Origin of the sequence: Methanohalophilus profundi (genome assembly GCF_004137855.1) — an archaeon.
GTDB lineage: Archaea > Halobacteriota > Methanosarcinia > Methanosarcinales > Methanosarcinaceae > Methanohalophilus > Methanohalophilus profundi.
Genome location: NZ_QBKB01000002.1, coordinates 570,133 through 592,916 on the forward strand (window position 1 = coordinate 570,133; position 22,784 = coordinate 592,916).

23 protein-coding genes and 3 pseudogenes are annotated in these 22,784 nt (G+C 43.6%); 13 read left to right on the plus strand and 13 right to left on the minus strand.

The features are described 5' to 3' along the window. The first annotated feature begins 4 nt into the window (after positions 1 to 4). The gene (locus C9889_RS02940; RefSeq protein WP_129597059.1) at positions 5 to 1,690 is read left to right on the plus strand and encodes an ATP-dependent DNA ligase; all 1,686 of its coding nucleotides are present in this window, start codon (positions 5 to 7) and stop codon (positions 1,688 to 1,690) included. Here C9889_RS02940 and hmgA read toward each other — a convergent pair whose 3' ends face one another. Continuing rightward, positions 1,691 to 2,935, minus strand: coding sequence for a hydroxymethylglutaryl-CoA reductase (NADPH) (hmgA, locus tag C9889_RS02945; protein ID WP_129597061.1), 1,245 nt, complete (start codon positions 2,933 to 2,935; stop codon positions 1,691 to 1,693). It lies immediately after the preceding gene. Positions 2,936 to 3,214: 279 nt separating this feature from the next. Here hmgA and C9889_RS02950 point away from each other — a divergent pair, with 279 nt between their 5' ends. The 3 genes from C9889_RS02950 to C9889_RS02960 all read left to right on the plus strand — a co-directional run bounded on the left by C9889_RS02950 (position 3,215) and on the right by C9889_RS02960 (position 5,172). Next, positions 3,215 to 3,430: a hypothetical protein gene (locus tag C9889_RS02950; RefSeq protein ID WP_129597063.1), complete on the plus strand. Its 216-nt coding sequence runs from the start codon at positions 3,215 to 3,217 to the stop codon at positions 3,428 to 3,430. After that, positions 3,417 to 3,749 carry a hypothetical protein gene (locus tag C9889_RS02955; protein WP_129597065.1) on the plus strand — a complete coding sequence of 111 codons (333 nt, stop codon included), beginning with the start codon at positions 3,417 to 3,419 and terminating at the stop codon, positions 3,747 to 3,749. Before C9889_RS02950 ends, C9889_RS02955 begins: the two co-directional genes overlap by 14 nt. Before the next feature lie 121 nt (positions 3,750 to 3,870). Beyond that, on the plus strand, positions 3,871 to 5,172 hold the full coding sequence (locus C9889_RS02960) for a TrpB-like pyridoxal phosphate-dependent enzyme (RefSeq protein WP_129597067.1): 1,302 nt from the start codon (positions 3,871 to 3,873) through the stop codon (positions 5,170 to 5,172). A gap of 52 nt (positions 5,173 to 5,224) precedes the next feature. Here the strand turns inward: C9889_RS02960 and C9889_RS02965 are convergent, their stop codons facing one another. Next, a complete protein-coding gene (locus C9889_RS02965; RefSeq protein ID WP_225419959.1) occupies positions 5,225 to 6,142 on the minus strand; it encodes a mechanosensitive ion channel family protein in 918 nt (305 codons plus the stop codon). 217 nt (positions 6,143 to 6,359) lie between these two features. On the opposite strand from C9889_RS02965, the gene C9889_RS02970 reads away from it, so the two are divergent. The 6 genes and pseudogenes from C9889_RS02970 (at position 6,360) to ahbC (ending at position 13,232) form a co-directional block, all read left to right on the plus strand. Then, positions 6,360 to 8,549, plus strand: coding sequence for an ATP-dependent DNA helicase (locus C9889_RS02970; protein WP_129597069.1), 2,190 nt, complete (start codon positions 6,360 to 6,362; stop codon positions 8,547 to 8,549). Between the two features lie 43 nt (positions 8,550 to 8,592). Beyond that, positions 8,593 to 9,879 (plus strand): histidinol dehydrogenase, encoded by a 1,287-nt coding sequence (gene hisD / locus C9889_RS02975; protein WP_129597071.1) that lies wholly within the window; start codon positions 8,593 to 8,595, stop codon positions 9,877 to 9,879. Positions 9,880 to 9,964: 85 nt separating this feature from the next. Beyond that, positions 9,965 to 10,363: a DUF1699 family protein gene (locus tag C9889_RS02980; protein WP_129597073.1), complete on the plus strand. Its 399-nt coding sequence runs from the start codon at positions 9,965 to 9,967 to the stop codon at positions 10,361 to 10,363. Positions 10,364 to 10,470: 107 nt separating this feature from the next. Beyond that, a pseudogene (cobA, locus tag C9889_RS02985) lies at positions 10,471 to 11,236 on the plus strand (uroporphyrinogen-III C-methyltransferase). Between the two features lies 1 nt (position 11,237). Then, positions 11,238 to 12,026 carry a uroporphyrinogen-III synthase gene (locus C9889_RS02990; protein WP_129597075.1) on the plus strand — a complete coding sequence of 263 codons (789 nt, stop codon included), beginning with the start codon at positions 11,238 to 11,240 and terminating at the stop codon, positions 12,024 to 12,026. A 13-nt stretch (positions 12,027 to 12,039) separates the two neighbouring features. Next, positions 12,040 to 13,232, plus strand: a pseudogene (gene ahbC / locus C9889_RS02995) (12,18-didecarboxysiroheme deacetylase). On the opposite strand, the gene C9889_RS03000 reads toward ahbC, so the two are convergent. Genes C9889_RS03000 through C9889_RS03020 form a run of 5 tightly spaced genes read right to left on the minus strand, consistent with a single transcriptional unit; the run spans position 13,233 to position 15,490 of the window. Then, positions 13,233 to 13,457 carry a YgaP family membrane protein gene (locus tag C9889_RS03000; RefSeq protein WP_129597077.1) on the minus strand — a complete coding sequence of 75 codons (225 nt, stop codon included), beginning with the start codon at positions 13,455 to 13,457 and terminating at the stop codon, positions 13,233 to 13,235. Positions 13,458 to 13,492: 35 nt separating this feature from the next. Then, positions 13,493 to 14,173: a peroxiredoxin gene (locus C9889_RS03005; RefSeq protein ID WP_129597079.1), complete on the minus strand. Its 681-nt coding sequence runs from the start codon at positions 14,171 to 14,173 to the stop codon at positions 13,493 to 13,495. Between the two features lie 19 nt (positions 14,174 to 14,192). Continuing rightward, positions 14,193 to 14,552, minus strand: coding sequence for a carboxymuconolactone decarboxylase family protein (locus C9889_RS03010; RefSeq protein ID WP_129597081.1), 360 nt, complete (start codon positions 14,550 to 14,552; stop codon positions 14,193 to 14,195). 14 nt (positions 14,553 to 14,566) lie between these two features. Further along, positions 14,567 to 14,953, minus strand: a complete 387-nt coding sequence (locus C9889_RS03015) for a desulfoferrodoxin family protein (protein WP_129597083.1) — start codon at positions 14,951 to 14,953, stop codon at positions 14,567 to 14,569. Between the two features lie 21 nt (positions 14,954 to 14,974). After that, entirely contained in the window at positions 14,975 to 15,490 is a 516-nt protein-coding gene (locus tag C9889_RS03020) for a ferritin (RefSeq protein WP_129597085.1), read from the minus strand. 261 nt (positions 15,491 to 15,751) lie between these two features. Between C9889_RS03020 and cca the strand changes: the two genes are divergently transcribed. Next, positions 15,752 to 17,089: a CCA tRNA nucleotidyltransferase gene (cca, locus tag C9889_RS03025; RefSeq protein WP_129597087.1), complete on the plus strand. Its 1,338-nt coding sequence runs from the start codon at positions 15,752 to 15,754 to the stop codon at positions 17,087 to 17,089. Here cca and C9889_RS03030 read toward each other — a convergent pair. The 3 genes and pseudogenes from C9889_RS03030 to iorA form a co-directional block, all read right to left on the minus strand. Continuing rightward, positions 17,086 to 17,934: a DNA-3-methyladenine glycosylase family protein gene (locus C9889_RS03030; protein ID WP_129597089.1), complete on the minus strand. Its 849-nt coding sequence runs from the start codon at positions 17,932 to 17,934 to the stop codon at positions 17,086 to 17,088. The two genes, cca and C9889_RS03030, sit on opposite strands and share 4 nt — an antisense overlap. A gap of 10 nt (positions 17,935 to 17,944) precedes the next feature. After that, a complete protein-coding gene (locus C9889_RS03035; RefSeq protein ID WP_129597091.1) occupies positions 17,945 to 18,538 on the minus strand; it encodes an indolepyruvate oxidoreductase subunit beta in 594 nt (197 codons plus the stop codon). Then, a pseudogene (iorA, locus tag C9889_RS03040) lies at positions 18,535 to 20,339 on the minus strand (indolepyruvate ferredoxin oxidoreductase subunit alpha). Before iorA ends, C9889_RS03035 begins: the two are co-directional and overlap by 4 nt. A gap of 155 nt (positions 20,340 to 20,494) precedes the next feature. Between iorA and C9889_RS03045 the strand changes: the two are divergent. Together C9889_RS03045 and C9889_RS03050 are read left to right on the plus strand one after the other, a co-directional pair. Beyond that, positions 20,495 to 20,842 (plus strand): MarR family transcriptional regulator, encoded by a 348-nt coding sequence (locus tag C9889_RS03045; protein WP_129597093.1) that lies wholly within the window; start codon positions 20,495 to 20,497, stop codon positions 20,840 to 20,842. Position 20,843: 1 nt separating this feature from the next. Next, positions 20,844 to 21,461, plus strand: coding sequence for a 4Fe-4S binding protein (locus tag C9889_RS03050; protein ID WP_129597094.1), 618 nt, complete (start codon positions 20,844 to 20,846; stop codon positions 21,459 to 21,461). Here C9889_RS03050 and C9889_RS03055 read toward each other — a convergent pair. From C9889_RS03055 to C9889_RS03065, 3 genes are read right to left on the minus strand one after another with little or no spacing between them, the layout of a single operon-like run. Continuing rightward, positions 21,458 to 21,787 carry a hypothetical protein gene (locus C9889_RS03055; protein ID WP_129597095.1) on the minus strand — a complete coding sequence of 110 codons (330 nt, stop codon included), beginning with the start codon at positions 21,785 to 21,787 and terminating at the stop codon, positions 21,458 to 21,460. The genes C9889_RS03050 and C9889_RS03055 overlap by 4 nt on opposite strands. Beyond that, a complete protein-coding gene (locus C9889_RS03060; RefSeq protein ID WP_129597096.1) occupies positions 21,781 to 21,921 on the minus strand; it encodes a DUF255 domain-containing protein in 141 nt (46 codons plus the stop codon). The genes C9889_RS03055 and C9889_RS03060 overlap by 7 nt, the downstream gene beginning before the upstream one ends. 7 nt (positions 21,922 to 21,928) lie before the next feature. Continuing rightward, on the minus strand, positions 21,929 to 22,783 hold the full coding sequence (locus C9889_RS03065) for a 2-oxoacid:ferredoxin oxidoreductase subunit beta (RefSeq protein ID WP_129597097.1): 855 nt from the start codon (positions 22,781 to 22,783) through the stop codon (positions 21,929 to 21,931). Position 22,784: the final 1 nt, after the last annotated feature.

Below are 22,784 nucleotides of genomic sequence, written 5' to 3' on the forward strand. Positions count from 1 at the left end.
ATAAGTGACTTCTTTTGAATATTTTGCAAATACATGTGCGAGTATCGAACAGATCCCAGGTTCACTGGAAATGACCGATGTGATTGCAAAACTCCTAAAAGAGGTTACCATTGAAGAACTTCCTGTCGTGACCCACTTTGTAATGGGTTCGGTTTTTCCTGCCTGGAGTGACAGGCAGATGGGTGTCGGGAACAGACTCCTATATACTGCTCTCTCAAAATCTTCAGGGGTTCCAGAGGATGAAATTGAAAATATCATCCGTAAAACCGGGGATATAGGGGAAACAGCAGTGCAGGCCCTGTCCTCCAATCCTGCCGGGCAGTCCACATTCTCAGCATTTATTGAAGAAAGACCTGGCATGGAAATCAAAGAAGTCTATGAGAGGTTTACCCATATCGCAGATACTGCAGGGAAACGTTCCCAGGGTACTAAAATAAAAAATCTACAGTACCTTTTCAATTCGGCAACCCCGATAGAGGCACGTTACCTGGCCCGGCTTGCTATCGAGCAACTGCGTATCGGTGTGGGAGAAGGAATTGTCAGGGACGCGATATCCAAAGCTTTTGAAACTGATGTGAACGTAGTCGAGCGAGCATTCATGCTGACAAACGACCTGGGGCTTGTAGCCGTTGCGGCCTGCAATGGTGGCAATGAAGAAGTACAGAAACTTGACATTCAGCTGAATCGCCCTGTCAAAATGATGCTGGCCCAGGTAACACCCAGTATTCAGTCAGCCCTGAATGACCTTGGGGAAGTTGATGTGGAATGGAAGTTTGATGGGGCAAGAGTGCAGATACATAAAAAAGGAGATAACATACACATATTCTCCCGCAGACTTGAAAATGTAACATCCTCCCTGCCCGATGTAGTAAAAACAGTGCAGGAAAATGTGAACGCAGACACGGCTATTCTGGAAGGAGAAGCCGTGGCAATCGGAGAAGATGGTAAACCCCGGGCATTCCAGGATATACTAAAGCGTTTCAGAAGAAAATATGACGTTGAAGCAATTGCCAAAGCAATTCCTCTCAAACTAAACCTCTTTGACGTGCTCTATCTTAACGGGGAAAGCCTGATAGACAATCCCCTCAGGAAAAGAAGAGAGTTATTGTACCAGAATGTGCAGAGCAGTGACAGGATACTCGTAGACAGGCAAATAATTACTGATAATGAGGAAGAAATACAGGAAATTTATGCAGATGCCCTCAGTGCAGGCCATGAAGGAATAATGATTAAAAAGCCCGATGCACCTTATTCTCCAGGTAAAAGAGGTAAGAACTGGCTCAAGAAAAAACCACTCATGGAAACCCTGGACCTTGTAGTTATCGGTGCCGAGTGGGGATATGGACGACGGGCAAACCTGATTGGTTCCTATGCACTTGGTTGTTATGATCCAGACACCGGGAAATTTCCTGCCATTGGAAAGGTAGCCACCGGGATTACAGACGAAAAGCTGGCAGAGCTTACCACTCTTTTTTCTGATTTGATTGTTTATGAAGCGGGCAGAAAAATAGAATTAAAACCCGAAATTGTCTTTGAGATTGCTTTTGAAGAGATACAAAAGAGTCCCAATTATGAATCAGGATATGCCCTGCGTTTCCCCAGGCTTGTCAATGTAAGGGATGATAAATCCCCTGAAGAAGCAGAGAGCCTGGAAAGGATAGGGGAGATATATCACTCCCAGAGATCCTGATTATCTTCCCAATTCAGCATGGGCGCGTGCCAGATGGCCGGCTGCCTGTGCGCCTACAAGAGAGATTTCTCCTGCAAGTACCGCTGATGCTATTATTTCAGCCAGTTTTTTTGAATTGGCACCGGGCACATCACTTCCACCGGCAACTCCCAGCAAAGCCAGGCATTCTGCCTGCGTACCTATTTTAGTGCCTCCTCCTACAGTACCCAGCTGTAATGCCGGCAGGGTCACAGTACAATAAAGGGAACCATATTTTGTGACATCCATTGTAGTTATCGCACTGCTACCCTCAACAACATGAGCGGGGTCCTGGCCACAGGCAATATACATGGCAGCGATTATATTGGCCGCATGGGCATTGAATCCCAGGGACTGCGCGCGGGCAGAACCCAGAAGATTTTTCCTGTAATTCACCTCTTCCATTGCTTGCGGAGTGGTCTTTAATTTCTTTTCTACGACTTCAGCAGTTAACTCAGCTTCAACAACCACAGTTTTACCCCGGCCCTTGATGTTATTGATAGCTGCGGGTTTTTTGTCGGAGCACATGTTTCCGGAAAGTGACACCGGATAAACACCGAACTCATCACTGATCAGGTCCACAATCGCCTGGGTAGCAATGGTTACCATATTCATTCCCATGGCGTCCTTAGTGTCAAATTCAAAACGCAGGTAAACATTGTTACCCAGTACATATGGTTCAACATCGGTAAGTTTACCAAAACGTGTTGTTTCAGAAGCTTTATTTTGAAGTTGGTCAAAAACGTCCCCGTCTTTTATCCAGTCAACAAATTCTTTTGCGTGATTAATATCATTCATCCTGAACACAGGCGCCCTGGTCATCACTTCATTGAAGACCCTCACTACAGTGCCACCTGAAACAGAAATAGCTGAACAACCACGATTCACACTGGCAACCAGAGCTCCTTCTGTAGTGGCAAGAGGAAGATAATATTCCCCTTGCGCAAATTCCCCACCTATTTCAACGGGACCGGCAATTCCCAGAGGAACCTGCACCGCTCCAATCATATTTTCAATATTGCGCTTACTTGCTTCATTTGCATTTATACTGAAACTACCAATATGTTCCAATTGTACATCTCTGATTCTTTCCAGGGCCATTCTGCGAAGGAGCACAGCCCTATCTTTTTCTACATGTTTGTCCAAACGATGCATTGAAAGGTCGCCACTGACAAGTTGGCCCAATAATTTCTCTTCTTCCATAGAAAGTTGATTTTCTGGATTCATTGTGATCACTAATGATTTTGTGAATATGTATAATTAGCACATATTGTTACAAGTATTTCACGCATAATAATCTTTAGAAATTAAAATCTTAAAACATACTTCCTCATACTAATGATTACTATACAAAACGATGTGGATAACGTTAAATAAGAATAAATATAATTTAAAGTTGCTAGTGGTATAGCAGGTGGTACAACAAGAAAGCTTACATTAATAGCGATAGGTTAGGCTATCTGTTGTGCTTCTCTACCTTTATAGCAGACGTGGTGGTATGAGCTAATGAAGAGTGGGGATAGCCCAAACGAAGCCCCCGAGACCAGCCAAAATCCCGATTCAGAATTCAATAAATGGAGAAGGGAATGGCTGGTCAAAAAGGCAAAGGAAAGAAGTAGCCATGGTACAAGAGAAAGTAATCCTGATATGGACAATGGCTTCTGGTACTGGTACATGGAAAAAAAGTGCAAAATTGCATCAAAGGTACATGCATCTTTATGATGATATTACTGCAAAAGAATTCAGGGAAAACAAAGAGGGAATTGATGATTCCAGGGATGACATAGATTATATAAGACAACAATTTCTGAAACAGGATCGAGAAACGGTTAAAGTGCTGGCAGATAATCTTGCCAAGGTGGGTTTGGAAAAAGAATCAAAAGAATTCCTATCTTTAAAGCCCATGCACCAGGAAACTATCCAGAAACTTGACCGTTTTTTAGAAGTGTTGCATAGCAAACACTATAATGATCTTGAAATAATCGACTTTTATTTATCCCTCTCACCAGAAGAAAGAGTGGAGCTGGGTTGCAAACCCTAAAAATTCACAAATATATCTTTTCTTTTGCAACCTTTTCTGGTATGGTTTCCCGATAGTCTTAAATAAACAACTGTCCGTACAAAATAGTACTAAAGTGTACATTAAATATGAGGGACTTATCATGGAATATACAAAATATATACTCGATGAAAATGATATGCCAAAGAAATGGTATAATATTTTACCTGACATGCCCACCCCCCTTGAGCCTCCATTGAATCCTGCAACAAATGAACCAATCAAACCGGAGGAGCTAGAACCTCTTTTTGCCAGGGAACTTATCAAACAGGAAATGTCTGATAAACCTTACATCGATATCCCCGATGAAATAAAAGATATCTACAAGCTCTGGAGACCATCACCCCTTTACCGTGCCTCAAGACTTGAAAAGGAACTTGACACACCTGCAAAAATCTACTACAAACACGAAGGTGTGAGCCCTGCTGGCAGCCACAAACCTAACACCTCAATTGCCCAGGCTTACTACAACATGAAAGAGGGAACTGAAAGGATTACTACTGAAACGGGAGCAGGACAGTGGGGAAGTGCTCTTTCTCTTGCATGCAACTATTTTGATATTGAATGTAAAGTATACATGGTACAATCAAGTTTCTACCAGAAACCTTACAGGAAGTCCCTGATCAACCTCTGGGGAGCAAATGTAATTCCATCCCCGAGCAATGAAACCCAGTTTGGCAGGAAGATCCAGGAAGATTTCCCCGATACAAGCGGAAGTCTGGGTATAGCCATCAGTGAAGCTGTGGAAGATGCTGCTCTCAATGATAATACCAAGTATGCATTGGGAAGTGTGCTTAACCATGTTATGCATCACCAGACAATAATAGGACTGGAAACCCAGGAACAGATGAAAATGGCCGAGGATTACCCTGATGTCGTTATCGGCTGCTGTGGTGGCGGTAGTAACCTTGCTGGAATCGGCCTTCCATTCATCAAAGATAAAATGGATGGCAAGGATTTGAGAGTAATCGGTGTAGAACCATCCGCATGTCCTACTTTAAGCGCCGGGGAATTCAGGTATGATTACGGTGATACTGCAAAAATGACACCGTTGTTGAAAATGCATACTCTAGGATACGATTTTATCCCGCCTGCAATTCATGCCGGCGGACTGCGCTATCACGGTTGTTCACCAATAATAAGTCAACTTGTCAATGAAGGGCTCCTGGAAGCCACAAACTACCACCAGATCGAAGTATTCAAAGCAGGCGTGACCTTTGCCCGAACAGAAGGATTTGTCCCAGCTCCCGAATCATCCCATGCAATCAAATGTGCTATCGATGAGGCAATGAAGTGCAAGGAAACAGGGGAAGAAAAGACAATCCTGTTCAATCTGAGTGGCCATGGTCATTTTGATATGAGCTCTTATGATAAGTATTTCAACGGGGAACTTGGAAACGAGTGAAAAAAGAAGAGAATATTAAAATATCTCTTCTCCTTCTTTTTGCCCGACATACCTATTTTCGTGTTCTGCAATCAGGTCTTTTTTTGTATACCAGTGTCCTGTATGGGAACGGAATCTCGATTCCTTCTTTGTCGAAACGCTTTTTAATCGATTCCCTGATGTCACATCCTGTAAGATAGGCAAAACCTCTATCCCGTACCCAAACAAGTAATTTTAGGTTAACGGCAAAGTCCCCGAGTTCTGTTAGAAGGACAAGAACATCATCATCACTGAACTTTTTATCATATGTACGGAGTTCAGAAAAAGTCATAGTATTACTATTTTTGCGCCCTTCTTCGATCATTATCTTACGGGCAAGATCAATATCTGAATCATAGCTTATACCGATATCAATCGGCCAGCATACCGTTGGGTCCTCTATAGTCCAATTTATAATCGCTTCGTCACTGATTACATGATTGGGGATGATAAGCCTGCGGTTATCCCAGGTTTTAACGACCGTATGACGCAAAGTAATGTCCGTAATCTTGCCGTAATCATCCCTGATATTAACACGATCTCCTACTCTGAAGGGACGAAATATGGCAAGGGATACACCTGAAATAATATTTGACATTGTGCTCTGGGCAGCAAGACCAACAACTATACCCAAAAACCCTGCACCTGCAAAGATAGCAAAAGAAAGGTTTTGCAGCGTCGGAAAACGCATTATTATCAAAACTAAGCCAAATACATAAACAAAGGCTACGGATGTATGCCTGATAATTCGATAAGCCGTTTCATCGACATCCATCCTGCGGCTGGCCATTTCAAATTGATGCTGAATTATCCTGTCAACTAATTTTGATGCAACAAAAGTAAGTACGATAACAAAAAGTACGAATAGAACATCCAGTCCATTCCAGGAATTCCAGAAATACCAGGAAGTGTCAGAAAGTACATCTGATGTGTTTGCCATTGGACCTACCATATATACTCTTACTAAAACATCCAATAAATAATCGTGCTTATAATTTAGTTTTTACTATTAAATGTCCAGAGCGAGATTTAGACGATGCTTTTACTTTGAAGCAGAATATCTATTTTCAAAATAATATTTATTCCCTTAATAATAAATGCTATTAATTGTATTTGTAACTTTCATCAACAAAAGTGTTATCCAAACTCGCCTTTAGATGTGAAATTTCATGAAAATAGAAGAACTGGACCTACCTTCAGAAGCCATTAACCTATATCTTCAGGCCGGTATAGAAGAACTCTATCCGCCCCAGGCAGATGCTGTAGAAAAAGGATTGCTGAAAGGAGAAAACCTACTTGCAGCAATTCCCACAGCATCCGGTAAAACCCTGCTTGCAGAAATGGCTATGCTAAAAGCTATCAAAAAGGGAGGCAAGGCCCTCTACATTGTACCGCTGCGCGCATTGGCTTCTGAAAAATTCAGGGACTTTAAACGATTTGAAAGTATGGGAATTAAAACAGCCATATCAACAGGAGATTTTGATTCAAGGGATGAATGGCTCGGTTCCAATGACATAATAGTTGCTACCTCCGAGAAAACGGATTCTCTTTTGCGTAATTCCACACCCTGGATGAAAGATATCACCGCTGTGATCGTTGATGAGGTCCATCTGCTGGATTCGGCAAACAGAGGACCCACACTGGAAGTAACCCTGGCAAAACTCAAAAGACTCAACCCTGAGGCACAGGTGGTTGCTCTTTCAGCTACAGTTGGTAATGCGATGGAAATTGCTCAGTGGCTGGAAGCAAAACTCGTACTAAGTGAATGGAGACCCACTGACTTACATGAGGGGATTTTTTTCGGGGATGCCATCAATTTCTATGAAGACCAGAAGTTTATCGAAAGACGCCACAAGGAAGATACTGTAAATCTTGTACTGGACACTATTATCGAAGAAGGACAATGTCTTGTTTTTGACAGCAGCCGACGAAATTGTGTCGGATTTGCAAAGAAGTGTGCTCCTGTTGCAGGAGAACTTCTCGCCAGGCAAAATCGCAATGAACTGGAAGAAGTTGCAAAAGAAGTTCTGGAAAACGGGGAGACTAAGCTTACTGAAACTCTTGCATACTGTATTAAAAAAGGGGTTGCTTTTCATCATGCAGGACTTAATTCCGCCCATCGCAGGATCGTAGAAGATGCTTTCCGGAACAATTTAATAAAGATGATCTGTAGCACACCAACACTGGCAGCCGGGTTGAACCTGCCTGCCCGACGTGTGATTATCCGCAGCTACAAACGCTATGACCCCAATGCAGGAATGCAACCCATTCCTGTGCTTGACTACAAACAGATGGCCGGCAGGGCAGGCAGGCCACATCTGGACCCCTATGGAGAAGCTGTAGTCATAGTGAAAACATATGAAGAACTAGCCGACGTGCTGGAGAGATATATCAACGCTTCTGCAGAAGATATCTGGTCCAAACTGGGTACCGAGAATGCACTGCGCACCCACATCCTTTCCACTATTGCAAGCGGTTTTGCACATTGCCACAAGGAGATGCTTACCTTTCTGGGTTCAACTTTTTTTGCCCACCAGCAAGAGAGCTGGAATTTCGAAGAACTGCTGGAAGACTGCCTGATATTCCTCAAAAACGAGGGAATGCTTGAACAGGATAATGAGATCATCCGGCCAACAGAACTGGGAAAAATGATATCCTCGCTATATATTGATCCCCTTTCGGCTTCAAAACTCATCCGCGGACTGGAAAAAACCACACATGTCACAGATATGACTTTGTTGCAACTGATTTGCAGTACACCGGATATGCGCCTGCTTTACTTGCGCAACAGGGATTATGAAATAATAAATGATTATGTGATGAATCATACCGAAGATTTCATAGAAGTGCCCAGTCCATTCAAACAAATAGAATATGAATGGTTTCTTTCAGAGGTCAAGACCGCTTTGTTACTTCTGGAATGGATCAATGAAAAGAGCCTGGAAAAAATTGTTGATAACTATCAGGTCTCAGAAGGCGACATTTATGCCATCTCTGATATTGCCGAGTGGCTGATGCATGCCACTTTAAGGATTGCATCCAGGATAAATCCACAACTTGAAAAAGAATGTGCTAAACTTGAAAAAAGGATACATTATGGCGCAGGAAGTGAACTAATGGAATTGGTGGAAATTCCAGATGTAGGCAGGGCAAGAGCACGCAAACTTTTCAAGAAAGGATATAGCAGCCGTCAGAAACTTGCAACAGCAAATGAAAAGCAACTTGCAGGGATAGTCGGGCCAAAGATAGCCCAAAAAATCCTTTCTTACCTGGGCAGGGAAACTGACAGCAATAGTTATGTAGAGCCGGAAACATTGGAAAATAAGGAACAACAGAAAACATTTCAGGACTTCATCTGAGATAACTATCTAATACATAAACAAAAATACGGAGACTTACCCCATGCTTTATAAGAAAATTAAAGACCTCGCCAATGGTGAATTGGAGAATCTTATGGAAAGGGCATCAGACCTGATGGCTGTAAGGGATGCAGTTGAAACAATCCTTGAGGATGTAAAAAAGGATGGGGATAATGCCCTGCGTCATTATACTGAAAAATTTGACAAAGCCCTAATTGGTGCTATCGAAGTAACTGAAGACGAAATTAATGAAGCAATGACAAAAATAGATCCATCTTTGCTGAAACATCTGGATAAAGCTGCATCTAACATCAGGAAATTCCATGAAGCGCAATTACCCCGGGACAAATGGTTTATAGAAATTTCCCCGGGAGTTAAAGCCGGACAGAAAACAGTACCCTTAAGATCCGTAGGTGCTTATGTGCCCGGAGGAAGAGCATCATACCCTTCAACAGCCCTTATGACAATAATCCCGGCCAAAGTTGCAGGAGTGAAGGACGTAGCCATGTGTACTCCTCCCGGGCCCGATGGAAAGGTAAATCCCCTGACACTTGCAGCTGCAAAGGTCGCTGGTGCTGACAGGATATACAGACTGGGCGGTGTGCAGGCTGTCGCAGCTCTTGCCTATGGAACTGAAAGCGTTAAGCCCGTAGACAAGATTGTGGGGCCGGGAAATGTATTTGTGACTACGGCAAAGATGCTTATCCGCACACATGCAGAGATAGATTTCCCGGCAGGGCCCAGTGAGATCCTGATAATTGCAGATGAAACTGCAAACCCGGATTTTATCGCATCTGACATGCTGGCACAGGCCGAACATGACCCCAATTCAATCTGTGTATTAACCACTAACTCTGAGGAAATTGCAGCGAATACACAACAACGCTTAGGGGAACTTGCAGATACTACACCCAGGTCAGAAATAGTGAAAGAAGCCCTTCAAAATGCGGCCATCCTTATAGGTGCTTCCCTTGATGAGTGTATTGAATTATCCAATCGTTTCGGACCCGAACATCTTGAGATAATGACAGCAGATGATGAGACAGTCCTGGACAGAATTGATAGTGCCGGATCGATTTTTATGGGAAAATATGCTCCCGTTTCAACCGGCGATTATGCTTCAGGAACAAATCATGTTCTCCCTACAGCAGGATATACAAGACTCTACTCAGGATTAAACATCAATCATTTCCTGAAATATTCCACAATACAGCAGCTGGACAGGAAAGGCTTGCAATCCCTGAGTGATACAATAATCACACTTGCAGAAGAAGAAGGGTTGTACGCTCATGCTGATGCCGTAAGGTTGCGTTTGAAGAAAAATGAATGAGTCCTCACTCGATAATTATTTAAGAGGTTAGAATTAATAATAATTTATTGAGTTATACATCGAGCTTAACATCAGGAGTGGAATCATGAAAATCAGAGTTGTCAGTAAAAGGAAAGAAATTGAAACACTCGATGAAGGGGAAAGGGTGATTCATCTGGCTTTCCGTCCGTCCAACAAGGACATATTTGATCTCGTTAAAAGATGTAGGAATGTGGAAGTGATCCAGATACCTTCATCTTACAGGAAAACTGTATCAAAATCGATTGAAATGTTCCTTGAGATGGAAGGAATCAGACTTATAGAGGGAGATGTGTGGGGCCACCGGAAAGACATAAATGAGTATTACAGCATCTCACCTTCTGTTAATGAAAGGATAAAGGAATTGAAATCTGAGGGCATGTCAGACGAAGAAATTGCCAGAAAAATAGAAAGAGAAGGAAAACTCAACAAGGACATTTTATTATATATACTCGATAATCAATGAGTATATTTTTCACTTTTTTCTTCCCTCCAATTCCTATCCAGTACATATAACCTTTTTAACCAATCAATTCCTTAGTTCCCCAAACACGTCAATCGAGGATTAATATCATGAATAGTGGATACGGGAAAGTATATCTTGTTGGGTCCGGCCCCGGAGATCCGGAACTGCTCACAATAAAAGCAAGAAATTTAATAGACAATGCAGAGGTCATAGTCTATGACCAGTTGCCAGGAGAAGCAATCCTGCAGAGCATGCCCGAAACGGCAGAAAAAATAGATGCAGGAAAATATGCAGGTAATCATAAACTAACCCAGGCAGAAATCAACGACCTGATAGTGAAAAAGGCAGAAGAAGGAAAAAGCGTCGTTCGATTAAAGGGCGGAGACCCCTATATGTTCGGCAGGGGAGGTGAAGAGGCTGAAAAACTTGTACAGGCAGGGATCTGTTTTGAGGTTGTACCCGGTATCACCTCTGCAATTGCAGCACCTGCTTATGCCGGAATCCCTGTAACCCACAGGGACCATGCTTCAATGGTTACATTCATCACCGGCCATGAAGACCCGACCAAAAAGGAAACGGGCCTTGATTGGGAAAACCTGGCTCGATTCCCCGGCACCCTGGTCATTTTTATGGGAGTGAAAAGGCTGGAGGAGAATATGAATGCACTGAAAAAATACGGCAAATCGCCATCAACTCCGGTAGCAATTATCGAAAAAGGGACCCGACCCGATCAGAGGATCACCACAGGAAATATTGAGAACATAGCAGAAAAAGCAAAAAAAGGCCGGTGTAAAGGCCCCTGCAATAACAATTGTGGGTGATGTGGTTTCCGTACATGATATCCTGGGTATGCAAAAGGTCTTATGGGGATAATATGGATAAAAAAAATAATACCATAGCAATAATGAGACCTCGCAATTACCTTGCAAAATCCCGTGAGATGGCACAATCCATGGGATATGAGGTGTTCGAGGCCCCAATGATCGAGCTGACGGATATGAAAGATGACATGTTCGATACATTCAAAGACCATGTCCTTTCTGGAAAAAGCGACTATGTGATATTTACCAGTGCCAATGGTATCGACTATACCCTGGACAAGGTAGATGACAGGAATGAATTCACCAATGCCCTGAACAGGACAAAAGTAATAGCCATCGGCCCAAATACAAAAAAGAGGCTTGAAGAACTTGATATTGGAGTCCTTGGAATGCCGGGCGTCTACAGCTCAGAAGGACTGGTTGAATATCTCTGCCCTGATGTTAAGGGAAAGATAGTGGATACCGCGCGCAGTGCCTATGGTTCAATCCTGCTTATAGAAGGGCTTGAAAAGTGTGGTGCATCAGTTCTGGAAACACAGGTATATACACTCGTGCGGCCCGAAGGAGACAAACAGAGAGAACTTATTAAAAGGGCGGCAGCAGGGGATATTACAATTTTTGCCTTCACAAGTTCCATGATGGTACGCAATTTCTTCAGCCTGGCAGAAGAGATGGGAAAAACCGATGATCTAAAGGAAGTGATGAAAAAGTCTATCGTGGCTGCAATTGGTACTCCTACGGCAAATACCATTCAGGAATATGGTGTGGAAACAACTATAAAACCCTGCAAGTACACCTTCGATGAAATGCTAAAGACCATTAAAGAAGAATACCTTGACTGAAGAAGGTTTAGAAATGATCGGTATTTCAAAGCTTTATTGCGGAACTGTCGAACCATCGGATGCCCTGAGATATGGACGACATTCCTCCAGATTACCTTCCCACCTACTCCAGTTCTCAAAGGACAAGAAACCTGTTGTAGTATGGAATGTCACCCGCAAATGTAACCTCAAATGCATTCACTGTTATGCCCAGGCAGACGATAAGGATTTTGAGGGAGAACTGTCCACAGAAGAAGGAAAAAGACTCATCGATGACCTGGCAGAATTCAAAACGCCTGTCATACTTTTTCCGGAGGGGAGCCTCTTGTCAGGAAAGATCTGCCCGAATTGGCCGAATATGCAGTCTCAAAGGGCCTAAGAGCAGTAATTTCCACAAATGGAACACTAATAGATATGGACATGGCAAAAAAACTAAAGGAAATCGGCCTGTCCTACGTTGGAATATCCATTGATGGCACAGAAGAGACAAATGACAGGTTCCGAGGACAACAGGGGGCTTTCAAAAAAGCACTTGAAGGTGTCCACAACTGCATGAAAGCAGGAATCAAGGTTGGACTGCGTTTTACAATCAATAAAAGTAATTTCCGGGAAATCTCTGCAATATTCGACCTGCTGGAAGAAGAAGGAATTCCACGGATTTGTTTCTATCATCTTGTGTATGCAGGCAGAGGCAGCGACCTCATAAAACAGGACCTCACACATGAAGAAAGCCGGGAAACCGTAGATTTGATTCTGGATCGTACAAAACAGCTTTATGAGAAGGGAATTAAACCGGAGGTACTCACCGTGGACAATCATTGTGATGCCCCCTACCTCTACATGAAATTGAAGGACGAAGAACCCGAACGTGCGGCTGAGGTACTCGATCTTATGAAAATGAACGGAGGCAATTCCACCGGTGTAGGAATTGGTTGTGTGTCCTGGGACGGAACAGTGCACCCGGACCAGTTCTGGCGCCACTACACCATCGGGAATATCAGGGAAAGACCTTTCAGCGAGATCTGGACAGATCTCAGTGACGATTTACTTGCAGGCCTGAAAGATCGCAAACCCCTCTTGAAGGAACATGCAAAAAGATGTGGCCAATGCAAGTGGCTGGACATCTGTAACGGAAATTTCCGTGTCCGTGCAGAAGCTGTTTATGGCAATATCTGGGCAGATGACCCGGCCTGTTATCTTACAGATGAAGAGATCGGCCTGGAATAATTATTTTTTTGCGGTATTGATGCCCAGATAATGGTAGGGCGTACAGTGCCTTGTCATTGCCGTAAATAATCCAGCCAAAGCCACGAGTGCAACCAGCCAGTTCCAGGGAGAAGTTTCCACCAGATCCATGGCCAGGGCAATCATTGCCATCGAACCTATAAGGGCCCTGAAAACCAGATCAAATCCGCCAACATTTTCCTCGAGCAATATGTCTTTGAAAGTCATAGGCCACCTAGAAAAGAAAGCAGGGCTGTGCCTGCTTATTTCTCTCCTTTCTTGAAACACATGAACCAGTCGAGACAATACTTGCCCTCTTCTTTCGCCTCAACCCGCTCCTTTGCCATACCGCATGAACCGGGTGGCGGTATTATAACGTCATCCCCGGGTTGCCAGTTTGCAGGAGTTGCTATCTGTTCGGCATCCGATTTCTGCATGGCAATTACCATCCGTTTGATTTCCTGCATGTTACGACCGTTGCTGAGCGGATAGTAGAGGATTGCACGTACCTTGTTCTTGGGGTCGATGATAAACACGGCACGTACCGCCTGAGTATCCGATGCACCCAGTTGGACCATACCGAATTTCTTTGCTACTTCCATCTTGATATCCGCAATTACAGGGAAATTGACCTCTACATCTTTCATTCCCTTGTACTCGATTTTCTCTTTAATGGTCCGCAGCCAGGCAATATGGGCATGAATACCATCAATGGAAAGTCCAATGAGTTCGGTATTCAATTCCCTGAATTCATCCTCCATTGTAGCAAAGGTCATGAACTCGGTGGTACAGACGGGTGTGAAATCCGCAGGATGGCTGAACAGGACTACCCATTTGCCTTTGTAATCCTTTGGGAAGTTTATTTCTCCCTGTGTGGTTGTTGCTTTAAAACTCGGTGCTTCATCGCCTATCAAAGGCATTCTTATTGGTTCTGTTTCTTCCATAATTAACCCTCACTTTATTTCAAAATTCCAATTTATCCATCTGCTTTAATACCTGCCTGCTGAAATCAGTGAAATTCTGGATACCACCCGTCCAGGCAGCTATCATCATGCAATCCGTAATCTCAGTGCGGGTCGCTCCAAATTTCTTGAGTCTTTCAAGAATCTTTACAGCACTTTCACTGTTATTGTTGGAACATGCTATGGAAAATACAAGAAGGTGTTTTTCCTTCATGGAGAGACCGTTGTCCCTGTCCTCCCACACAGCAGTGTAAAAGGATGCAAGGGCCTCGGAAAACCCTTCATCGATATCCTGTGCATACTTAATGGAACGCGGCAGGAAACCTTTTACTTCCTTCACCTTATCTGCATTTGTACCCATGGATTCATCAGACCTTAAAGTTCGGTGATGTTTTGCCACAGACCATGTATATTGCAGTAGGAAATCGCAAACAAAGCACTGAAATCTGCAACATTTACCTTAAACCTTGCAAGAGGTTCGGTGAATGAAGGGCCAAATTCTGCACGGCCCAGATCCACGATCTGACCATATTTATCCCCGCCGTAGTTGGAACCTGCGGCATGTTCTCCCTTTTTCACACCATACAACTCAAGCCATACAATATGATGTTCAATCGTATTGGGATGGGCAACTTCCTTTCCCACATGAACCGTCACAAGGTCTTCCACATCTGAACCATGGGACTTGCCGATTGAAATGTCAGGTACATGTTTCTCTTTGCCTTCCGATACTTTTCCTTTGATTAATTCTTCAATATCCATATCAAATCCTCCTTTAACTGATTACTGTCCTTCCTGTGCCGGCGGGGTGAACACCCTTGCACCGAGTTCCTTGTCAATCATGAACAGGCCATTGCCCTCTTCACCTGCAAGCTGGAGTTTGCTGATTATTTCATTATCATTGCTCTCTTCTTCGACCTGTTCGGTGACAAACCACTGGAGGAAGATATTTGTTGCATAATCCTTCTCATCATTTGCAAGAGTGACAAGTTCATTGATCGATCTTGTGATGAACTGCTCATGTTCAAGGGTAGCCTTGAACATCTCAAGAGGAGTACCAAATTCCTTTGGTGGCTGCTCTATTGCCTTAAGCTGGATCTGTGCTCCCTGTCCATTCAAGTAATCATATATGCGTATGGCATGAGTCATTTCTTCCTGATACTGCACCATGAACCAGTTCGAAAAGCCGTCAAGTCCTTTATAGGAACTTGCAGCTGACATTGCCATATAAAGATAGGCAGAATACATTTCCCTGTTTATTTGCTCGTTCAGCGCATCGGTCATCTTTTCACTTAACATATTTTCCTCCAAATATCAACTCAAAAAAGACAACGACAGTTAAAACTGCACCCACCTGTTCTCCATCTGTAAAACTCCCGTTATCCATAGAAGAGAAGATCGATAACTATAAATTTTATCGTTAGACAGTTTTATGTTTTAGTTATATTATAAAAGAACGATAAAAGAAACAGTATATAGCTTCAAAGGATATATAGTAAAAAACAGCTGAAAAAGCCATACATAACATAACTAAAAAACACAGAACTCAAAAGGATTTACATGCTGGCTCTTGAACAAAAGGTACTGGAACGTATCAAACCTTCATTGGAAGAAAAAGAAAAACTGGAAAAAACTGCCGGTTATCTGATGAGAAGAGCAATCCAGATAGCCAAAAAAGAACGTATTACCGATGTGAAGGTCCAGCTGGTAGGCTCAGCTGCTCGCAATACATGGATCACCGGAACACATGATCTTGATATATTCATAAGTTTTGACCCATCCCTTCCACGGGAAAAACTTGAAGAGTATGGTTTGTTCATAGGCCACGAACTTGCAAAAGAAGGCCGATCCTGGGAGGAAGGTTATGCAGAACACCCCTACACCAAACTAAACTATGCCGGATTTGATGTAGATATTGTTCCCTGCTACCGTATAACCGATGCTTCCAGAATAATCTCAGCTGTTGACAGGACACCTTTTCACAACCGCTTCATAAAAGAAAGAATCGAAGGTCTCGAGGATGACGTGCTTTTACTCAAACAGTTCATGAAAGCCGGAGGAACATATGGCTCAGAACTGAAAACCCGGGGTTTCTCAGGCTATCTCACTGAACTGCTCATAATCCATTACGGCTCTTTCAAAAACGTACTTGAAGCCGCAGCAGAATGGGAGCCGTATCAGAAAATTGAGTTCCTGAAGCCTGCAAAGGAATTTAGCGAGCCTCTTCAGGTGATTGACCCCACAGATGCAGGAAGAAACGTAGCCGCTGCTCTATCACTTGACAAGTTTTGCCTTTTCATTAATCTCTGCCGCCAATACCTCGAAGAGCCAAAGGAATCCTACTTTTCAAAGAAGATTGCACCCCCGCTATCTGATGGTGAAATAATCCAGAGAATGAATAAAAGAACAAGCTCCATTATTGCGCTGAAGTTCCATACTCCTGAAGTTGTAGAAGATATATTGTATCCCCAGCTTTTCAAAATGCAAAAGTCAGTGGAAGCATTACTTGAAAAACAGGATTTTCACCCCATAAAAAGTGGTATATGGGTAGGCAAGGACGTCGTACTTATCATTGAACTTGAAAATGCCCAAATTGCAACGGTCAAAAAACACAGAGGTCCACCGGTATGGGTTAAGCAACATGCTGAAATGTTCAGGGAGAAATACACCGACAGAACAGATGTGTTTGCATTCTACATAGAAGACGGGAAATATGTAGCTGAAGTCCCGCGCAAATATACAACTGCCTCTTCATTAATTGAAAATGAAATTCACAACTGTTCCCTGGGAAAACAGGTTTCAAAGAGCCTTAAAAACGAATATGAAATCCTGTCCGGGAAAAATATCCTGCAAATAAAGGATCCCGACTACAGAGCTTTCCTCAATGAATTCCTTTAATCCATTCCACTACCCAGTTTACCTTCAAGCCTGTGCTGATAGAAAAGATACTGCTGGGCATAACCACAGTAAGGTCCAAAATAGGATCTTGCCCACTCAGCCATTTTAGGTTTGGTATAAGGTCCTTCAAAACTATCGGAATAATAATTTCGGATGACCTTGTCAACATGGGTATCTACAGGAAAAGCTTCCATTTTCCCATAGGAGAAAAGGAGGATACAATCAGCCACCTTATCCCCGATTCCTTCTATGTTCATCAATTGCTGTTTGGCCTGAAAATAATCCATAGCATACAGCCCGTACAGGTCTAACTCCCCTGATTCTATCATCCTGGCAGCTTTGACCAGCCGGCGTGCCCTGAAACCCAGACTGCAGTCACAAAGATCCTCACCACAGCAAGCTGCAAGGGCAGATACTTCAGGAAAAGCGTAAATCCCATCAACAATTTCCTCCCCCAGCAACCGGGACAGTTTCTCGATGGATTTCATTATACGGGGAATATTCGAAGCAGTTGCTATCATATAAGATACAAGGCATTCCCAGGGATCCTGCCTAATCAGGCGCAATCCACTGTATTTTGATATTGCTTCATGTACGTAAAGGTCATGATCGATTGAGGAAAAGATATAGGGCAGGTCATCATCCAGCCTGAAGTACTTAACAAAAAACTCAACAGGGAGACGGGAATCAATGTAAAGAGTCCCGGGCTCCTGTTCATAGAAGGCATGTACATAATCTCCCTGTACCACACCGTGCCACCAGTCATCTTCTTTTGACCAGCGAAATACCTGACCACAATCCAGAGTGTAGTCAAGATCAAAACATGAAACCGGTATACTGTACATGGTAATGTTGTTACTGTCTTGTTGTTTCCCTGCCCAGCCTGAATGCCTTCAGGTTGGTATCAATGGTATTTGAAGGTACCATATTCCTTATACATTCCACCAGTGTTTCCTCGGGGATTGGAAGATAAGAGGATATTGCCCCCAGCATCACGACATTCAGGGTTTTCATATTCCCGGCCTGCCTGGCAAGGGCCACAGCATCAAAGGCCACAACCCTGTAATCCTTCTCAAGTCTGGCAACAATTTCCTGCGGGTCAGGGTAGGTGCATTGTCCCGATGTAACGGTTACCGGATAAATCGGGGAGGTATTCATCACCACTATTTTGTCCTTTGCAACATCATGAATGTAGCGCATTGCTTCTACCGGCTCCAGTGCCAGCATACCGTGGGCACTGCCGCAGGGTATAAGAGAACCAAGATCGCAACCAAGTCTTACATAGTTCACAACAGAACCGCCACGCTGGGCCATCCCGTGGGTCTCTGCTGCCCGGACATTCATCCCTTCAGAAACCGCTGCCTTGCCTATTATATCTGAAACCTTGACAGCACCCTGACCTCCCACACCGACTATCACAAGATCAAAATTTGATGAATCGGAAGTCATTTTTTCACCTCCATGATAGCATTGAAAGTGCATATTTCAACACACAATCCACAACCACTGCACATTGAATTTATGGAGGCTTTTTTGGACACCTCATCAAATTCAATTGCAGGGCAGCCAAATTTCAAGCATTTCCGGCAACCTTTACAGAGATCTGTATCAACCATAAACGGAGTGTACCTTATACCTTCCCTTGCCGCGGAAATAACACAGGCACGTTTGGCTATCACAACTGAAACCCCTTCATGTGCTTTTGCTCTCTCAAGTACATCCTCTGTGGCGGCCATGTCGTAGGGGTCAACCACTTCCACGAATTCAGCACCCATTGCACTGCACAATTTATCAAACGCAACCTCCACGGTTGGTTCACGGGTTGCTGTCTTACCCATACCCGGATTGGGTTGATGACCGGTCATTGCCGTAGTCCTGTTATCAAGTATAAGTACAGTGATATCGGATTTATTGTAGATAGCATTCATTAAACTGTTAATCCCGGTGTGGAAAAAGGTAGAATCACCGATTGTACAGCATATGGGTTTTTTCTCACCGGCATCATAGATTCCCGAAGCAACACTGATACTGGCCCCCATGCAGAGAGTGGTATCCACCGTCCCGTGCTGGATACCGAGAGTATAACAACCGATGTCACTGGGAAATACCGCATCTTCACCAAATACTTTTTTCATGATATGGAAAGTACCCCTGTGGGAACAACCCGGACACATAGCAGGCGGCCTTACAGGCAGTTCCATATCCTGCTTTGCAGGTTTACATTCACATGAATCAATTCCAAAGGCTTTAGCTATACCCTCAATGCAAATATCAACATTGAATTCCCCTGTACGGGGTAGAAAGCCATCTGCTTTGCCGAAGATTTCAGTTTCAAACCCTACATCTCTTGCAATTACCTTGCACTGGTCCTCAATAACAGGTTCAAGTTCCTCTATCACAATTACCTGTTCTGTTTTCGCGAGAAATTGACGAACACTGTCTTCTGGAATTGGATACGTCCCTATCTCCAAAAAGAAGCGGTAATACCAAGCCTGTCAAGCGCTTCTTTTGCATAAACTGCAGCTGTTCCACAAGCAATGATACCAACAGTACTTTCTGCTTCTATGGTAAGTTCATTCCAGCCGGAAACTTCAAACTCGCCGCGAATATCCTGCTGTATCGAAAGCAGATGAGGATGTCGTACCCTTGCATTTTTAGGAACCATTACCCAGCGGTCAGGATTTTTTTCAAATTTAATTTCACCTGTCTTTTGCCTGACAGGAGCAAGTTCGATATCCGACTTGCCATGGGATATACGTGTTGTGGAGCGAAAGATTACCGGTATTTCATATTTTTCAGATAATTCAAAGGCATAAGGAATCATATCCTTGGCCTGCTGGGGAGTTGATGGCTCAAGGCAGGGAATCTGTGAGAACACGGAATACCTGCGGGTATCCTGCTCATTCTGGGAAGAATGGCAGGAAGGGTCATCAGCCACAATAATAACCATGCCTCCTTTGACACCCATGTATGCCAGAGTCATCAGAGGGTCAGCAGCTACATTCAGACCTACGTGTTTCATGGTAACCACGGAACGAGCTCCTGCCATAGAGGCACCGGAAGCCACTTCCATTGCAACCTTTTCATTTACGGACCACTCAATATAGAAGTCCCTTTCTTTCATAGAAGCCAGAGTATCCACTATTTCAGAAGAAGGGGTCCCTGGGTAACCGGACACAACGTCCACAGCCCCTTCTACAATACCGCGGGCAATGGCAACGTTGCCTAGCATATATTCACGACCGCTCATGGTAATCGCCTGCTAATTCATAATATACATTATTGATAAATATATCTCGTAATATTATGAGTACTGCTGTTTTTTGGCAATGGATGGCAGTTGTTAAAAGCATATAAATATGCTGTGACTAATAAACAGTACTGCATCTAATGAGAGGTATTGAAATGATAGACTTTGCCTGCAAAGAATTCCGTTTAAACGATGTCATCAAATGTGCCCTGGACCTTACAAGAGCCGATATGAAGGTTATTGAGTTATTCTTTGATACTCCGGAAAAATGGGTAAATACCGAAGATATTGCAAATGATACCGGGCTTGACCTATCGACTGTCCAGAGATCCGTTAAAAAATTACATGAAAAAGAAATCCTTACCAAATCCCAAACAAACCTGGATCGTGGAGGATACACCTATATCTATAAACTGAAGGAAAAAAACGAAATAAAGGAAATTATTATGCAAATTGTACATAAGTGGGTAAACAAAGTCGATAAAGAACTGGAGGCATGGTGAAATGTTGAATATAACACGTTATTTGTGGCTGCTCGTCCTGGTAGTCTCATTGGGTGGATTGTGGTATCCTTATCTTGGATATCTGATGGCAGTTGTAATGATCACCCTGTTGGCTACATCTGTATTAAGAGGACGCTGGTTCTGCGGCAACCTATGTCCGCGTGGAAGCCTGTATGATTTCGTACTCAGTAAAGTATCAAGAAAACAGGACATACCGGATATTCTCAAAAGTTTCTGGCTGAGAATCCCTCTCTTGGTACTTATGATGACAGTAATGATATACAGGATATCAGTGATATTTGCCACACAGAATATGTTCGAAAAAATCGGAGTCGTACTAGTGTCAATGTGTATTGTAACAACTACACTGGCAATCATGCTGGGAGGATTTTACAATTCCAGGGCCTGGTGTACGGTATGCCCGATGGGAACTGCACAAAGAATAATCGGAGGAGACCGCTACCATCTTAAAATGGCACATGAACTTTGTATAGATTGCAAGAAATGCGAAAAAGTTTGCCCTATGGAACTGACGGTCAGGGATATAGGCAATAATCCCGACTGCATAAAATGTGGCCGGTGTGTAGAAGCCTGTCCAAAAGATGCCCTGTACTTTTAAGCAATCAAAACAACAGGCTTTCCAATTCCCGGGGGTCGTTGACCGGAGGAGTGCAGCTTTGTCCCTTGCAGACATAAGCTTGTAGTTCTCCCTTCTTTTACATCCATATCAAGTGTATAAGGAGCAATCCTGGCCAGATCTCTGGCAGATTCGGGATTTTTCAATAACAATATTGTTTTGGGAAGATAATTTTTCCTTACAACACCCATCATTTCCTTAAGCCCGATTTTATCAGAATCTGTAACGGTTACGACAAGAGTCACCTCTACTCCAAGCATAAGACCGGTTAACATATAGCTATAGGCCGGTGGAGAACGCTTCAGCATTCCACCAAAAGATTGGCAATGTGGACATCTTCAAAAGCTTCTTCTGACCATGGATACCAATCAACAGGATTTGTGGAATGCTGTCTCAGGTAGGGACTGCTTTGCCGGGTAAGCCTGTTGGTTTTGGAATTCATGATGCCCTCAGGAAAAATTCTCAAAAACACTGTCCATCTTTGCGGAATCGTATTGATCTTTTATAAGTGGTCCCTTTTTCAGTATATCCAGTTTGGACTCGAATGTTTCTGAATCCCGTTTATAGAACACACCTGTGGGTATCCGGTCACCCCATTCAAGAGCTTTTTCAAAGGCTGCCATCCTGTTTGCAGGATCATGCCCATTGTATTCCATTTTATAAACTCTGTCCCGGTACCACTTGTATGTATTGAGTTTATTGAAGGTAACACAGGGCTGAAGAACATCCACAAGGGAAAATCCCTTGTGGGAAATCGCCTGTGTGATCAGCGATGAAAGGTGCTCGACATCCCCGGCAAAACCTCTGGCCACGAAGGGGCAATCCAGGGATATGGCAACTGCAAGAGGATTGAAAGGGGTATGGAGAACACCATGCGTCTGCACCTTGGTCTTCATGCCCAATTCACTTGTAGGGGAAGCCTGGCCTTTGGTCAAACCGTATATCTGGTTGTCATGTGCTATCAGGGTAATATCGGGATTGCGGCGTATGGCATGTATGAAGTGGTTTCCTCCCTCACCATAGGAATCCCCGTCACCACCTACTGCAATCACAGTGAGTTCAGGATTGGCAACCTTTGCTCCAGTAGCCGGAGGCAGGGTCCTGCCATGAAGGCTGTTGAATGTATTGCATTTCAGGTAATGTGGTAATTTACCCGACTGGCCGATTCCTGATACCATCAAAACTTCGTGGGGCTTTTTACCGAGGCCCACAAGAGAGCGTTTCACAGCCTCAAGTATGTTGAAATTACCACACCCGGGACACCATTCCGTTTCACCGTCTTTATAATCGTCCATTGTTACCATT